This window comes from Phaeodactylibacter sp. (genome assembly GCF_022763345.1).
Classification (GTDB): domain Bacteria; phylum Bacteroidota; class Bacteroidia; order Chitinophagales; family Saprospiraceae; genus Phaeodactylibacter.
Genome location: NZ_JALEGS010000035.1, coordinates 88,718 through 101,721 on the forward strand (window position 1 = coordinate 88,718; position 13,004 = coordinate 101,721).

A 13,004-nucleotide genomic window follows, 5' to 3' on the forward strand; every position below is an offset into this window, starting at 1 on the left:
CAGATTCGAAAATCACCCCGCTGTTCGTAGCTTCCAGCCACGGTCAACTCACCCCCGCTCCCCCGCCCCCAGCGGCGTTCCTGGCATCCCCACCGGCTGCCGCCCCTGCACCACCGGCATAGAAAACGTCTTGATCCGCGGCAGTACGTAGCGACCAAAGAGATTGCACTCATCCAAATGCGGGTAGCCGGATAAGATGAAGGCGCGGATACCCATATCCATATACCGCTGAATCTTAGCCAATACCTGATCGGGGTCTCCTACAATCGCCGCCCCGCAACCGGAGCGCGCCCGGCCAATCCCCGTCCAGAGGTGGTCTTCCACAAAGCCTTCGTCATCGGCTTGCTCGCGCACGGCAGTTTGGCGGGAGACGCCGTAGGATTTGCCATCCTGGGCGCGGAGGCGGATTTCTTCGCCCCGTTGGTCGTCTACGTAAGTCATGAGGCGGCGGGCAGCAGCGCGGGCTTCGACCTCCGTTTCCCTCACAATGACGTGCACGCGTAGCCCAAAGTCGACTTCCCGGCCGTAGTTGGCTGCCTTGTCACTCATATTTTGCATGAGCTGCTGAAGCTTGTCTTCTGTTTCCGGCCACATGAGGTAGACATCGCAGTGCTCCGCGCAGAGGTCTACGCCGGGCGGAGAATAGCCGCCAAAGTAGAGCAGTGGGCCACCGTTTTGCTGGTAGGGCTTCACCGGATCGGTGGTCGGCAGCTGGATGTTGTAAAACTCACCTTTGAAGTCGATATGGCCCTGTGTCCAGCACTGCTTAAGGATTTCAATCACCTCCCGGGAACGCTGATATCGGGCGGCAGATTCTAACTCCTCCCCCGGCATATTCGAAGAAATGATATTGATGGTGAGCCGGCCGCGCAGGATGTGGTCCAGCGTAGCGATAGAGCGGGCCAGCATGGGCGGGTGCAGCTCTCCACAGCGGATAGCCGTCAGTATGTTGATCTGTTGCGTAAGCGGGGCGACCGCGCTGCCGAAAGTCCACACATCCTGCCCCACCTGATAGGAAGAGGGGCAGAGGATGTTGCGGTAGCCAAGCCGGTCGGCGGTCAACAATACGTTGGAGGTATTGCTCCAGTTGCTTTTGTAGCGGAAGTCGTGCCGGCTCAAAAACTCATCATCCCCATTGCAAAGCGGGGCGAACCAGGCGACCTCAGCGCCTTCGAGGTGGCGGGAACGGACGTTGATACTCATTGGCTTTATTTGTGAGCCATCAAATTAAGCATTTTTGTTGTTTCGCCAAGAGCGGCCTCATTAAGATGGAGATAAAAAAAGGGCTTTAGTGCTGTAGCTTCACCCGCTCCTTCGCCAGATACTTCCCTGCTTCCAGTCTGGCAATGTAAGCGACCATATCCTCCCGCAACTGGCAGTGCAAGTCCCAGGCAATTGGGGCATTTCTGGCACTGCACAAAGCCCGGATGACAATCGACTCTTTGGAGCTGTCTACCACCTGCACCTTAGGGGGCAGTGTTTCATCATAGGCGTCGGCAGCGCGCAATAGCTCGGCAAACTTATTACGCACGAGGTTGACATCAATCTCATAATCGGCATGCAGCACAATGGGTTTGAGCAAATGCGCATCGTACATGGTCCAGTTTTCAAAAGGGTGGGTGATGAAGTACCGGAGCGGGACCACCACGCGGCGCTTGTCCCAGGTGTTGATGACCAGATAGGTAAAGCGGATGTCTTCCACGGCTCCGTACTCCCCCTCAAATAATACCCAATCGCCAATACGTACGGGCTTGGTAATGGCAATCTGCAGCCCTGCAATGATGTTGCCCAGGGTGCTTTGAGCAGCAATACCTAGTATGACCGTAGCGATACCTGCGGAAGCGAACAGAGACAAGCCCAGGTTTTGCAAGGAAGGGAACTGGGAAACCACTGCTCCAATACCGAGGATGATAATGAGAAAAGTGATCACCTTCCGCACTACAGAAATGAGGGTTAGGTAACGCTTAGATTCCAGGTTTTCTTCATTGGTGATATCTCCAACTTTCCGCTCTGCTACCCGGTCCATGAGATAGTCAATAGAGCGCATCAAAAGCCAGGTGACGGAGCCGATCACAATGATCAGGAGAAGGGCGTAGAGATAAGGTGACCAGGTGCCGGAAATGGACAGGACCTGTTTCATGCCGGCATAAAATAGCAAAGCGCTGATAGCCAGAGCTACAGGCTGCCCCATCTTTTCTCCCAGCTCGTTTACCCATGGTTGTTCAGAGCGCTTCACCGCTTTGTTGATCAGGTACTGGCTCAGCCGGGCAATCAAAAGGCACAGAGTAATCAATACGACCAGGCCGATGATCTTCCACCAGGCAATACCTATTATTTCTGTTTTGGCCCAGACCGGGATGCGTTGAGCCAAAGGGCTGGGGCCATAAGCCTTGTAAAGCGGTATAATGTTTTCGACAGTATTGGCAGAGACCACCCATACCGGAGACTGCTCCTCTACCCGCACCCGCTGAATGCGCAGGGGCAGGGTCTGCCCGTTCAGGTCAAGGCTGCCGAAGTTGATACTGCGCAGAGGTTGACCGGTTATAGATTGCTGAGCAGTTATTCCCTGATTAATCTGACCGTCCGGCCGATCAGATAGTAAGTCCCAGTCGATCCGTACGCTCTTTGACAGAATGTAAAACAGCTCCCGGGCCCGGGCTTCTGCCACTTCCTGCTGCTGTGCCGCGGGCATCAGGTTGAAGTTTAATGCATGGGCCGCTTCGTGGAATGCCCCCTTCCGGCAGGCCCGGACAAAGTGCTCCAGGCAGGCTCTGGGGGTCTGTAAATTCACGCCGGGCGGCCGCTCGGGCAGACCGGGATTGAGATCGTTGAGCAGGTAAAAGGCGCTGTTGTACCCCTTAATTTGAGGTCGGGCTTTCTGGTAGTTGGTTTTGGCCTGCGTACTGTCCACAGGGATCTGGGCACTTCCTGCGAGGGAAGTGCCTGGCAGGAGTGCAAGAGTAAACAGTAGCTTTTTGAGGATCTTCATACCAGTCATTTTGGGATAGCGGTCCGCTATTTCCTGTAGAAGGTATGAAGCAGGCAGATGTTTGCCAGCTTAGCTTACATCCAGAGGCTCATCCTTGCGGAGCGCTTTATATCGGCCTTTCCCAAACTTAGTGCCGTTAAATTCTACCTTGCCTTTCAGGGCTTCCTGCTCCGCTTCGGGTAACGCTTTAAAGTCGTTGCAGGCCTTAGAACAGCAGGCATCGTACTTTTCGGCGCAGGCCGGGCACTGAATGAACAGGATATGGCAGGCGTCATTCGCACAGTTGACATGCGTATCGCAGGGCGCGCCGCACTGATGGCAGCGGGAGATCACATCATTGGTGATGCGCTCGCCCATACGCTCATCAAAGACAAAGTTTTTGCCGATGAATTTCTTAGGTAGCCCCTTCTGATCGCATTGCCGGGCGTACTCAATGATGCCGCCATCGATCATGTGTACTTTTTGGAAGCCTCTGTGCAGGTAGTAAGCACTCGCCTTCTCACAGCGGATGCCACCAGTGCAGTACATGATGATCGGCTTGTCTTTTTGGTCTTCCAGCATATCCTCCACCAGAGGCAGGGCTTCGCGGAAGGTTTCCACATCTGGCCGGATCGCGCCTTCAAAGTAGCCTACTTCGCTCTCATAATGATTGCGCATGTCCACCACCACGGTATCCGGATCGTCCATCAGCGCATTGACCTCTTCGGCGCTCAGGTGGCTGCCGCGCTTGGTGACGTCAAAGCTTTCATCGTCAAGCCCATCGGCCACGATCTTGTCGCGCACTTTAATTTTGAGCTTGTAGAAGGACTTGCCGTCATCATCTACGGCAATATTCAGTCGCACCCCATTCAGCCAGGGAATACTGTACATATCCGCTTTAAAGGCCTCAAATTTGGACTCGGGCACGGAAATCTGCCCGTTGATGCCCTCTTTCGCCACGTAGATCCGGCCAAAAACATCCAGCTTGCTCCAGCGCAGGAATAGCTCATTGCGGAACTGCTTCGGGTCCTCCAGGTTGTGGTATTGGTAAAAAGACAGGGTGACGCGCGCCTCGTCACTTTCCAGCATACGGCGTTTCAGCTCGTCGTTGTTGACGCGGTTGTGTAATATCGGCATGTTGTTTTGTTAGTACGTTAACGAATCACAAGTTGCAGGCTTGCTGGGATTGCTCCCGGCTGCTAACCATACTATTCAAAAGATCAGGCTATACCTGATTTTTCGCGGGTGCAAAGGTAATAACTTTCCTGACACCCTGCCAAACCTTATTGCTTCACGATCCGGGTGCTGTAAAGCTCTGTACCCATCCGGGCCTGTACGATATAAACGCCTTTCGGCAAATCGCGGATATCCACTTCCAATTGTGTAGTCATTGCAGGCCAGTTCACTGTTTTAATAAGGCGGCTTTGGGTATCGAACCACTGAACCGTTGCCGGAGCGGCAGGGGGCATAACGCTGGTTAGCAGCACCGTTTCCCGGGCAGGGTTGGGGGCGACTTGCAAAGTCAGTGCCGTTGTTAGCGTTTCCCTGCTGGAAGTGCTCACCGTTTCCTGTACAGCAGCCAGAATGTCCATCCGCCCATAACCGTAGACCGCATTGGGTACTTCCATACCGGATACCCCGCCGCAGTCCTGATCGCTGAGCATGGGGCGGGCTGTACTTTCCAGTAAGTCTTCAATAGCTTCCACTTGCCCGGCGAGTTCCGGGTTGGCAGAAATCAGAAGGGCAACGGCGCCGGCTACGTGCGGGCCCGCCATGCTCGTGCCTGAGAAGGTCGCAAAGCCTCCGTCCCTGATGCTGGAGCGAATACCTACGCCCGGTGCGGCGATATTGGGCTTCAGCCGGTTGCTGCTATCCACGGTGACCGTGCCCCGGCTGCTGAAATTGGCAATTGTGTCCGTTTGGCGGGTAGCACCAACGGTAAAGCTGTTCTCAAAAATAGCAGCCGGGGTGCTGACCGTATGGCATTGGCTGCCACTGTTGCCCGCAGAAACCACCACGACCACACCGGCGGCTTTGAGGTTGTCCACCGCAATTTGCATAGTCTCAAAATTGGCAGGTGTACAGCCTTCAATCTCGGGACAGCTCCAAGAGTTGGCAATGACATGCGGTGCTTTGGAAGGGTCCGGATTTTCTCCATTCAGGTCCGTTGGGGCCAGGAACCACTCGAAGCATTCAATGTAGGAAGCCGGGCTGCCATAGCCGCGTTCCATATTGCGGCAGGCTATCCATTTGGCACCTGGCGCCACGCCTATGCTTTTGCCTTCATCGCTGACCGCGCCGGTCATCGTGCCCATCGTGTGAGTACCGTGGTTGTGGTCATCGCAGGGCACAAGGCTGCTCAATCCGCAGGGGTTGGCTTCGGCAATGTAGGGCGGGCCGTTCATGGAGTCGATTTCGTGGATGGCGTCGTGCCAGTTGTAATTGTGATCGGCCTGAGAAAGCGTGTCGTCCCAGCCGCGGTAACTCTCTTTGATAGCGGGGTGGTCCCATTCGTAGCCGGTGTCCTGCCCGCCAATGACTACGCCCTGCCCGGTAAAGCCCATACTCCAAACCTGATCAGCACCGATAGCCGAAATGCCCCATTCCACGCCTTCACGTAAATCAATGGCGTGTTGCTCGCGCTCTTCGGGCAACAGGTCCACCGCTACCGTTGGGTTGGGTTGGATGGCCCTGACTTCCTTCATATGAGCAAGGGCCTTGACCAGCGCTAAGCTTCCTTTGACCTGAATAGCATTAACGATGTGGAAACTCCGGTAAGGCACCTGCTCTGCCCGGAGCAGCTCTATGGCTGATTTTTGCGCTGTAGCAGCTACGGTACGGGTACGCTCAAATACGTAAGCGCCCATTTGCATTTTGCTGCCTTGCTGACGCGCGGCGGATACATCTGCCTGCTGCTCAAACAATACAATGAAGGAGGCATAGCCATCGCGTTCCAGTTCTGTCCTCAGAGCGGGCTCCACTTTGTCCTGCCATGGAGTGGGAGGGGAGGCCGGCAGCAGCAGGAAAAGGCCTAGGGTAGGGATAAGGAGGCTTAAAATCGCTTTCATATTATCGTTTGTTGTGATACTCTGCTGAAAATCAGAAAGAAGTGAGCCGAAAATTTGAAATGCTAAAGATAATCTTTAACTTGTCTACTGTTCGTTCTTAGAGCGACAAAACTTCACTTTATGATCAACACTCTGTTTAATTGATTTGACACTGAGGCTTGCTGCTTTTCAGCTGAAGAACTATAAGCTCAGGCAGCGAAATGGCAGGCGATTGCCTCTGTTCAATCAAAGCATCCCTGAACATTCCTAACTATCTACGCTATCTACTCCTCAACGGAGCCCCAAACAGAGCACTGATTAATGGTGTAAGCCGATGGCTTGTAAACACTTCCCCAAAAACTTTCAAGCAAGACTATAATCCCTTTTTAGCGGAGCCTATTCCAATGACCCTCTTACAGGGGAATCCCTGTAGACAGGTCTGCTGCCCCGGTTGAACCAACACTCGTGATCGGTTGACAATCTATCGCCTGATCTTTGCGTTATGCATCGGTCGGCTCCAGGAAAAACAGGTTCAACAGTTATTTTTTCACTGCTTTGAGAGAGCGAAAAGACGATTTAAAATGGATTATCAGTATCAATTGTACGATGCCTTTTCAGGTATGAGCCCTATGGAGAAAAGCCAGGTGGTCCGTTTCCTTACGGAGCAGGAGGGGCACAGTGAGGGTGATAGTATCCGGGAAGCGGTAGAGTATGCTATGAAGCTCAAGCCTTCCTTTGGCGGTTTTGTACTGGTAGCCCGGCATAACCAGCAGATTGTCGGGGCCATCGTTGCAAATCGTACCGGCATGGAAGCCTATAACCCTAAAAATATCTTTGTTTTCGTAACGGTGGAATCCAGTTACCGGAAGAAGGAGGCTTTCGTAAAGCAACTGATTGACCAGGGGACCAAATATGCAGATGGCGATATAGCCATGCATGTCAAATCTGACAATCCAGCCCTTGCCATTTATCAGAAGCTCGGCTTTAAAGCACAGTACCTGGAACTCCGGCTTCCCAACCCAAAGTCTTCTCCTGCAGTCGCCTCCTGAAACCGTAACCTGTGAAGCCCTTTTTGCTCCCGCTTCCTTTTTTTAGCGAACTCTCGTATATTGGCAAAATGGACTGACAGGTGGGCAGCACGCCTGCCTTCAGCGAACCACGAGACAAGGAGCAATGAAGGAAAAGCGATTAATAGGAAGGCATACCGGTCAGGAAAAAGGGCCGCTCTTAATTTGTTTCGGCGGCATGCACGGCAATGAGCCGGCTGGTATTCAGGCGCTTAGTATTCTCTTTAAATTATTGGAACTGGAGCCGGAATCAAACCCTGACTTCCGTTTTCGGGGCCGTATCGTTGGGTTAAAAGGCAACCTGCGGGCCATTGAGAATGGGGTGCGCTTTCTTGACCGGGACCTCAACCGGCAATGGTGCCCTGAACAAGTGAAAAGGATTTTGAATACCCCCGTCCGTCAGCTCCGCCACGAAGCGCTCGAAATCCTGGAGCTGCATACCGCCGTCATGGAGGAAATTCAGGACTATCAGCCCGATGAAGTCATCGTTCTTGATCTCCATACTACCACGGCTTACGGAGGTATCTTTTCCATCGCAACTGACGACCCCAAAAGCGTGAATATTGCCGTTGAGCTACATGCTCCGGTGATCACAGGCTTGCTGGAAGGCATTCAGGGGACTACCTTGCATTATTTCAATACGGAAAATATAGGCATAGAAACCACCACAGTCTGCTTTGAGTCTGGCCAGCACGAGGAGACCCTGTCTGTCAACCGGGCTATCGCTGCCATCATCAACTGTATGCGCACGGTGGGCTGCGTCCGCTCTGAGGATGTAGAGAACCGCCACGATGCGCTGCTCATTGAGTACGCCCGTGGCCTGCCGAAAGTATCAGAGCTCATTACCACTCATTCTATAAGACCCGGAGACCAGTTTCGGATGGTTCCGGATTACAAAAATTTTCAAAAGGTAAAACAAGGAGAAATCCTAGCCTTTGATCGCAATGGCCCCATAGAAGCCATCGAGGACGGGCTAATCCTAATGCCATTATACCAGAAACAGGGCGAGGATGGTTTCTTTCTGATCCGGGCGGTATCTCAGGCTGTTTTCCAATAGCTATTCTCCTTCTGCAACCTGTAGGAACTGCATTTCGTAAAGCTTCCGGTACTTCCCATCTTCAATTTGAAGCAGTGCATCGTGAGCCCCAAACTCTTGAATCTCCCCACGGCTAAGAACCATGATATTATTGGCGTGCCGGATGGTTGACAACCGGTGCGCAATGATGATGGAGGTCCGTTTCGCGATCAACTTTTCAATGGCATACTGAATAACAGACTCCGTCTCCGGGTCAATGGAGGAGGTCGCCTCATCCAAAATGAGAATATCGGGATCAAAAACCAGCGCCCGTACAAAGGAAATCAGCTGCCGTTGCCCCATAGACAGCGTTGCGCCGCGCTCCATCACCTTGTAGTCATAACCGCCAGGCAGTTTCTCGATGAATTCATGCGCACCGATGAGCTTCGCCGCGTTGATCACCTCCTCCCTGGAGAATCGTTCATCCCTGAGTGTGATATTTTCGAGCACGGAACCGGAAAAAAGGAAAACATCCTGCAAGACAATAGCAATGCACTTTCGGTAGGCTTCCAAATCGAAATCCTGAATTGGCGTGCCATCTACTCTGATCTCCCCGCGCTGAATTTCGTAAAACCGGTTAAGGATATTGATGATTGTCGACTTGCCAGAGCCGGTACTGCCCACAATGGCCAGTGTTTCTCCGGGCTTCACCTCAAAACTGATGTCCTTTAGCACATATTCTGGCAGCTGATAAGCAAAATGGACTTTCTCAAATTCGATATGCCCCTTCAGTTTCTCAGGTTTAATCTCGCCCTGATCTTCAATCCGGTCATCCTGGTCAATGAGGTTGAAGACCCGCTCCGAGGCTACGAGCCCCATTTGCAAGTTGTTGAAGTTGTTGGCTACTGTACGGATAGGGCGGAACAGCATGTCGAGGTAAACCGGGAAAGCAATCAGTGCCCCCAAAGTGACGCCACTGGCTTTCAGGGCATCCTGAGCGCCCCACCATACCATCAGGCCCAGAGAGGCGGCTGATATGATTTCCACTACGGGGAAGAATACAGCATAATAAAGGATGCTGTCCAGGTTTGCCTGAGTATAGTCCCGGTTAATGGTTTTGAACTTATCCATCTCTTCCCGTTCCGAGTTGAAGATTTGCACGATCCGCATGCCTGAAATACGCTCCTGAAGAAAGGCATTCATGGTGGAGATATGCGAGCGGACCCGCTGATAAGACTTTTTGACTTTCTCTTTGAAAATATAGCTCGCCAGGATCAGAAACGGCATCGTCGTCAGGCAGATCAGCGTCAGTTTCCAGCTGGTGTAAAACATGACGCCAAGTACCGTTACCAGCGTCAGCAAGTCCGCGATAATGGTAATGGACCCTTGCGAAAACACAGTATTGATAGCCTCAATATCGTTAATCGTCCTCGTGGTTGAGGTCCCGATAGGCGTACGGTCAAAGTAAGTTAACCGGAGCTTGGTAATATGCCGGAACACCTTAACCCTGAGGTCACGGATGACGGACTGCCCGAGCAAATTTGTCGAATAGATAAACCAGTACCGGCAAAAGGAGTCCAGGAATAAAAGCCCCACCAGAATCATCGCCATTCTGGACAGGCCCGGTATATCGTTGGAGAAGATGTAATCATCTACCATCACCTTAATCAGGTAAGGGCGTGCTGTTGATATCGGAGCCAGGAGGACCGCCAGTGTTGCTGCTGCAATAAAGACCGTCCGGTAGGGTTTCGCCATCGCAAATACCCTGCCCAGTAATTTGTAATCTACCTTATTCTTATCGCTTGATGCCATTCCGGTGTTGTCACATTGTTCCCAAGATAGTCTTAGAAACACGGCAGTAGGCGATAAGTTGCAGCGGGTTAGAGTTTCCCTTCATCTGCAAAGCTATAGTAGCCGCGTTCCGAAACAATCAGGTGGTCCAGCACTGGGATATCGACAGCTCTTCCTGCTTTAACCAGTTTTTTGGTCAGATCGAGATCAGCCTGGCTCGGGAATAGGTTGCCTGAGGGGTGGTTGTGGCAGAGTATGATGGCACTGGCCTCCGCATGAAGGGCCTTGCGGAATAGAATTTTGGCATCCACCACCGTTCCTGCCATGCCACCGGTGCTGATGCGGCTACGGCCCATGACCCGGTTGGCCCGGTTGAGGTTGAGGATCCAGAACTCTTCATGCTGCAAATCGACCAGAATCGGGGCAATGGCATCAAAAGCGTCCCGGCTGCAGTTCACTTGCGGCTTATCAGCAATACGGGAAAGCTGCCGCCGGCGTCCTAATTCTAAAGCCGCAGCAATTGTGACGGCTTTAGCTTCGCCTATGCCTTTGAAAGTGCAAAGCTCCGCAATGCTGCGCCGCCCCAGGTCATTAAGGTTGTGACTGACCGACTTCAGTACCTTTTTGGAAAGATTGACTGCGGAGTCTTCCCGGGTACCCGAGCCGATGAGAATGGCGAGTAACTCCGCATCGGAAAGCGCTGATTTGCCCTGATGCAGCAATTTTTCGCGGGGGCGGTCTGCCTCAGCCCAGCTTTTGATCGATAAGTTTTGAGGAGGATAAGTCATATGGGGTGTTTTTTAATACCCTGCCCCAAAAAAGGGGCAGGGCACCTTGTGTTTACAGAGTTTGTTTGCGTTAGAGAGCTCGCATGCTTAGGCAGTTTCAGCTTTTTCCAGCCCGGCGTAGGCCTTCATGGTATTGGCTACGGCAGAGGCGAACTTCTCAAAGTCCTCCTCGAATACGAAGGTACGGTTGCGCTGAAACTCCCCTTCCTTGTTTTTGGAGGCTTCAGTGATGCAAAGGTAGGGCTTGCCGTTGCTGGCTTCTTTCATGTCGAAGAAATACGTACGGCCTTCTCCTTTAACCGTTTCCGTAAATAATACTTGCTTTTCCATAAGTGGTTTGGTTTAATGGGTGAAAAATGCAGCCCGTTTCAGCAGGGCTTCTACATATTTGTCGTAGAAAAGCCCAAATTCCATAACCGGCGCAAAAAAAATTTTAATAAACCCGGAAAAACCCAGTAATTACAGGCAATGAAACCGAAAAAAAAGTTTTTAAAAGCCGAGCGCCTGAAAAGCCGGAAAGCTATAGAGCGGCTGTTTTCGGGGAAGTCGCCTTCCTTCGCGCAGTATCCGATCCGCCTTGTTTTCCGCGAAAGCGAGGACAAAGGCGAAGTGCCGGTCCAGGTGACCATCAGTGTGCCCAAGCGCAAATTCCCCAAGGCCGTGCACCGCAACCGCATCCGGCGGCAGGTCCGGGAAGCCTGGCGGCTGAATAAGCACCGGCTTTATCAAAAACTGCCATCGGATACGCCTGGGTACGACTTCATCTTGCTTTATGTTGCCCGCGAGCCCTTACCCTACGCGCAGATTGAGCAGGCCATTCAAGTGATGATCCGACGCTTCCTTAAAAAACAGCGGTCAGCCAACCCAAGTGCCCAATAAATGTTCTTTTGATAAACTGAACCACTTTGATATGCGTCTACTTACCCTGATTTTTTTACTCTGCTCCGCTTACGGCCTTACCGCTCAAAAGGTTTTGCAGATTGAGAAATATGGTAGCCCGAAAACGGAAAAAATCCACATCGGTACTGTGATTGATTACCGGCTGGAAGGAGAGGACAGCTTCAGGGAAGGCTATATTGAAGACATCCGGGTGGAGGACAGCCTCATCGTTTTCGGCGACCGGTACGTAAATGTGCACGATATAGCAGAGTTGCGCTTTAAAAGGGGATGGGGAAAAGCTGTAGGCACTTCCCTAATGATATTCGGTGGTTCCTGGTCTGGCTTTGCGCTGCTTGGCTATGCCACTGATGGTAACCCGGACACGAGCTACAGCGCTACGGATGCTGCTGTAACCGTAGTCTCTGCCGGATTGGGTTATGCACTCGCCAAATTAGTGCGGTACCGGAAAGTACGGGTAGGCAGGCGCTATCGCTTGCGCTTGCTGGATTTGCGCTTCAGTATTGACCCGAAAGCTTAACATTGATTGGTGGTCTTTTTCCTGGCTTTGTATGTTAAAGTTGAACAAAAGATAGCAGAGGGTGTATAAATAATCTATTTTTATAGGAAAATTTTTAATATGTCTGACGAATAGGTCAGTCCATTGATCCAACACCAAAAAACAACACGATGAAGAATTGGCTATCCCCCCTATGCCTGTTTTTTTTCCTGAGTCTGGGCGTACACGCTCAACAGCAAACCCCTAACGGCTGGGCCTACGAAGAACTCAAACCGGGCAGCGGCCCAACGCTTACCGCTGAAAACGGTGTCCTCACCCACAATCAGCTCCTGGCTTCTAATGGGCAGGTGCTGGTCTCCACTTATCAGATCGGCGTGCCAGATTATCAGCGGATCGCTGCGCTTTCTCCTGAATTGCAACAGGCTTTTTCTGTGATGCAGGAAGGAGGCAAGTACCGCTTCCACATTCCGATAAAGGATTTTGAAAAAGCCATGCGTACCAAAAAAGCCCTCAACCTTCCCGGAGAAGAAGTGACCTGGGAGATGGAATTGCTGGAGCTGCTGCCCTCGCTGCCCGATGGTGCGCGGGTCGTGCGGGAGACCCTGCAGCAAGAAGGTGCTCAAGCTGCCATTGAGCATTTCAATGAGCTTGTAAATTCCGGTGGCGCTTACCTGGGAGAGTGGGAGGTCAATCAAATCGGATACTTTTTCCTGAGTGAAGGGCATAAAGAAGAGGCGTTGCGGGTGATGGCCTACAACGCCAAGCAGCACCCCAATTCTGCTAACGCCTTCGACAGCCTGGCAGAGGCCTATTATCAAAACGGGCAGGAAGCGAAGGCCCGGGAGTGCTATCAGCGATCCCTGGAAATCAATCCGGATAATGCCAATGCCCGGGAGATGTTGTCCAAGCTGAAGTAGTGATCCAACCTTTTT

General features: G+C 52.2%; 12 protein-coding genes. 5 read left to right on the forward strand and 7 right to left on the reverse strand.

The window, feature by feature from the left end:
• Nucleotides 1-48: 48 nt before the first annotated feature.
• The 4 genes from MRY86_RS09690 to MRY86_RS09705 form a co-directional block, all read right to left on the reverse strand.
• Nucleotides 49-1,203 carry an LLM class flavin-dependent oxidoreductase gene (locus MRY86_RS09690; protein ID WP_293565774.1) on the reverse strand — a complete coding sequence of 385 codons (1,155 nt, stop codon included), beginning with the start codon at nucleotides 1,201-1,203 and terminating at the stop codon, nucleotides 49-51.
• Nucleotides 1,204-1,288: 85 nt separating this feature from the next.
• Nucleotides 1,289-2,989, reverse strand: a complete 1,701-nt coding sequence (locus MRY86_RS09695; RefSeq protein WP_293565776.1) for a mechanosensitive ion channel family protein — start codon at nucleotides 2,987-2,989, stop codon at nucleotides 1,289-1,291.
• A gap of 69 nt (nucleotides 2,990-3,058) precedes the next feature.
• On the reverse strand, nucleotides 3,059-4,105 hold the full coding sequence (locus MRY86_RS09700; RefSeq protein ID WP_293565777.1) for a rhodanese-related sulfurtransferase: 1,047 nt from the start codon (nucleotides 4,103-4,105) through the stop codon (nucleotides 3,059-3,061).
• 146 nt (nucleotides 4,106-4,251) lie between these two features.
• A complete protein-coding gene (locus tag MRY86_RS09705; protein ID WP_293565778.1) occupies nucleotides 4,252-6,036 on the reverse strand; it encodes a S8 family serine peptidase in 1,785 nt (594 codons plus the stop codon).
• 560 nt (nucleotides 6,037-6,596) lie between these two features.
• On the opposite strand from MRY86_RS09705, the gene MRY86_RS09710 reads away from it, so the two are divergent.
• Together MRY86_RS09710 and MRY86_RS09715 are read left to right on the forward strand one after the other, a co-directional pair.
• Nucleotides 6,597-7,064: a GNAT family N-acetyltransferase gene (locus MRY86_RS09710; RefSeq protein WP_293565780.1), complete on the forward strand. Its 468-nt coding sequence runs from the start codon at nucleotides 6,597-6,599 to the stop codon at nucleotides 7,062-7,064.
• Nucleotides 7,065-7,188: 124 nt separating this feature from the next.
• Nucleotides 7,189-8,139, forward strand: coding sequence for a succinylglutamate desuccinylase/aspartoacylase family protein (locus MRY86_RS09715; RefSeq protein WP_293565782.1), 951 nt, complete (start codon nucleotides 7,189-7,191; stop codon nucleotides 8,137-8,139).
• Here MRY86_RS09715 and MRY86_RS09720 read toward each other — a convergent pair whose 3' ends face one another.
• From MRY86_RS09720 to MRY86_RS09730, 3 genes are all read right to left on the reverse strand, one after another.
• On the reverse strand, nucleotides 8,140-9,909 hold the full coding sequence (locus MRY86_RS09720) for an ABC transporter ATP-binding protein (protein ID WP_293565784.1): 1,770 nt from the start codon (nucleotides 9,907-9,909) through the stop codon (nucleotides 8,140-8,142). It abuts the gene before it with no gap.
• Between the two features lie 68 nt (nucleotides 9,910-9,977).
• Nucleotides 9,978-10,676: a DNA repair protein RadC gene (radC, locus tag MRY86_RS09725; RefSeq protein ID WP_293565786.1), complete on the reverse strand. Its 699-nt coding sequence runs from the start codon at nucleotides 10,674-10,676 to the stop codon at nucleotides 9,978-9,980.
• An 87-nt stretch (nucleotides 10,677-10,763) separates the two neighbouring features.
• The gene (locus MRY86_RS09730; RefSeq protein ID WP_293565788.1) at nucleotides 10,764-11,006 is read right to left on the reverse strand and encodes a DUF3276 family protein; all 243 of its coding nucleotides are present in this window, start codon (nucleotides 11,004-11,006) and stop codon (nucleotides 10,764-10,766) included.
• A gap of 138 nt (nucleotides 11,007-11,144) precedes the next feature.
• On the opposite strand from MRY86_RS09730, the gene MRY86_RS09735 reads away from it, so the two are divergent.
• The 3 genes from MRY86_RS09735 to MRY86_RS09745 all read left to right on the forward strand — a co-directional run bounded on the left by MRY86_RS09735 (nucleotide 11,145) and on the right by MRY86_RS09745 (nucleotide 12,989).
• Nucleotides 11,145-11,555, forward strand: a complete 411-nt coding sequence (locus MRY86_RS09735; protein ID WP_293565790.1) for a ribonuclease P protein component — start codon at nucleotides 11,145-11,147, stop codon at nucleotides 11,553-11,555.
• Nucleotides 11,556-11,586: 31 nt separating this feature from the next.
• Nucleotides 11,587-12,093 carry a hypothetical protein gene (locus tag MRY86_RS09740; RefSeq protein ID WP_293565792.1) on the forward strand — a complete coding sequence of 169 codons (507 nt, stop codon included), beginning with the start codon at nucleotides 11,587-11,589 and terminating at the stop codon, nucleotides 12,091-12,093.
• Nucleotides 12,094-12,242: 149 nt separating this feature from the next.
• Nucleotides 12,243-12,989: a tetratricopeptide repeat protein gene (locus tag MRY86_RS09745; protein ID WP_293565794.1), complete on the forward strand. Its 747-nt coding sequence runs from the start codon at nucleotides 12,243-12,245 to the stop codon at nucleotides 12,987-12,989.
• The last annotated feature ends 15 nt before the right edge of the window (nucleotides 12,990-13,004 follow it).

Coding starts and splice junctions, on each gene's coding strand:
- MRY86_RS09690 (WP_293565774.1), bottom strand. CDS start 1,203: ATGAGTATCAACGTCCGTTCCCGCCACCTCGAAGGCGCTGAGGTCGCC.
- MRY86_RS09695 (WP_293565776.1), bottom strand. CDS start 2,989: ATGAAGATCCTCAAAAAGCTACTGTTTACTCTTGCACTCCTGCCAGGC.
- MRY86_RS09700 (WP_293565777.1), bottom strand. CDS start 4,105: ATGCCGATATTACACAACCGCGTCAACAACGACGAGCTGAAACGCCGT.
- MRY86_RS09705 (WP_293565778.1), bottom strand. CDS start 6,036: ATGAAAGCGATTTTAAGCCTCCTTATCCCTACCCTAGGCCTTTTCCTG.
- MRY86_RS09710 (WP_293565780.1), top strand. CDS start 6,597: ATGGATTATCAGTATCAATTGTACGATGCCTTTTCAGGTATGAGCCCT.
- MRY86_RS09715 (WP_293565782.1), top strand. CDS start 7,189: ATGAAGGAAAAGCGATTAATAGGAAGGCATACCGGTCAGGAAAAAGGG.
- MRY86_RS09720 (WP_293565784.1), bottom strand. CDS start 9,909: ATGGCATCAAGCGATAAGAATAAGGTAGATTACAAATTACTGGGCAGG.
- radC (WP_293565786.1), bottom strand. CDS start 10,676: ATGACTTATCCTCCTCAAAACTTATCGATCAAAAGCTGGGCTGAGGCA.
- MRY86_RS09730 (WP_293565788.1), bottom strand. CDS start 11,006: ATGGAAAAGCAAGTATTATTTACGGAAACGGTTAAAGGAGAAGGCCGT.
- MRY86_RS09735 (WP_293565790.1), top strand. CDS start 11,145: ATGAAACCGAAAAAAAAGTTTTTAAAAGCCGAGCGCCTGAAAAGCCGG.
- MRY86_RS09740 (WP_293565792.1), top strand. CDS start 11,587: ATGCGTCTACTTACCCTGATTTTTTTACTCTGCTCCGCTTACGGCCTT.
- MRY86_RS09745 (WP_293565794.1), top strand. CDS start 12,243: ATGAAGAATTGGCTATCCCCCCTATGCCTGTTTTTTTTCCTGAGTCTG.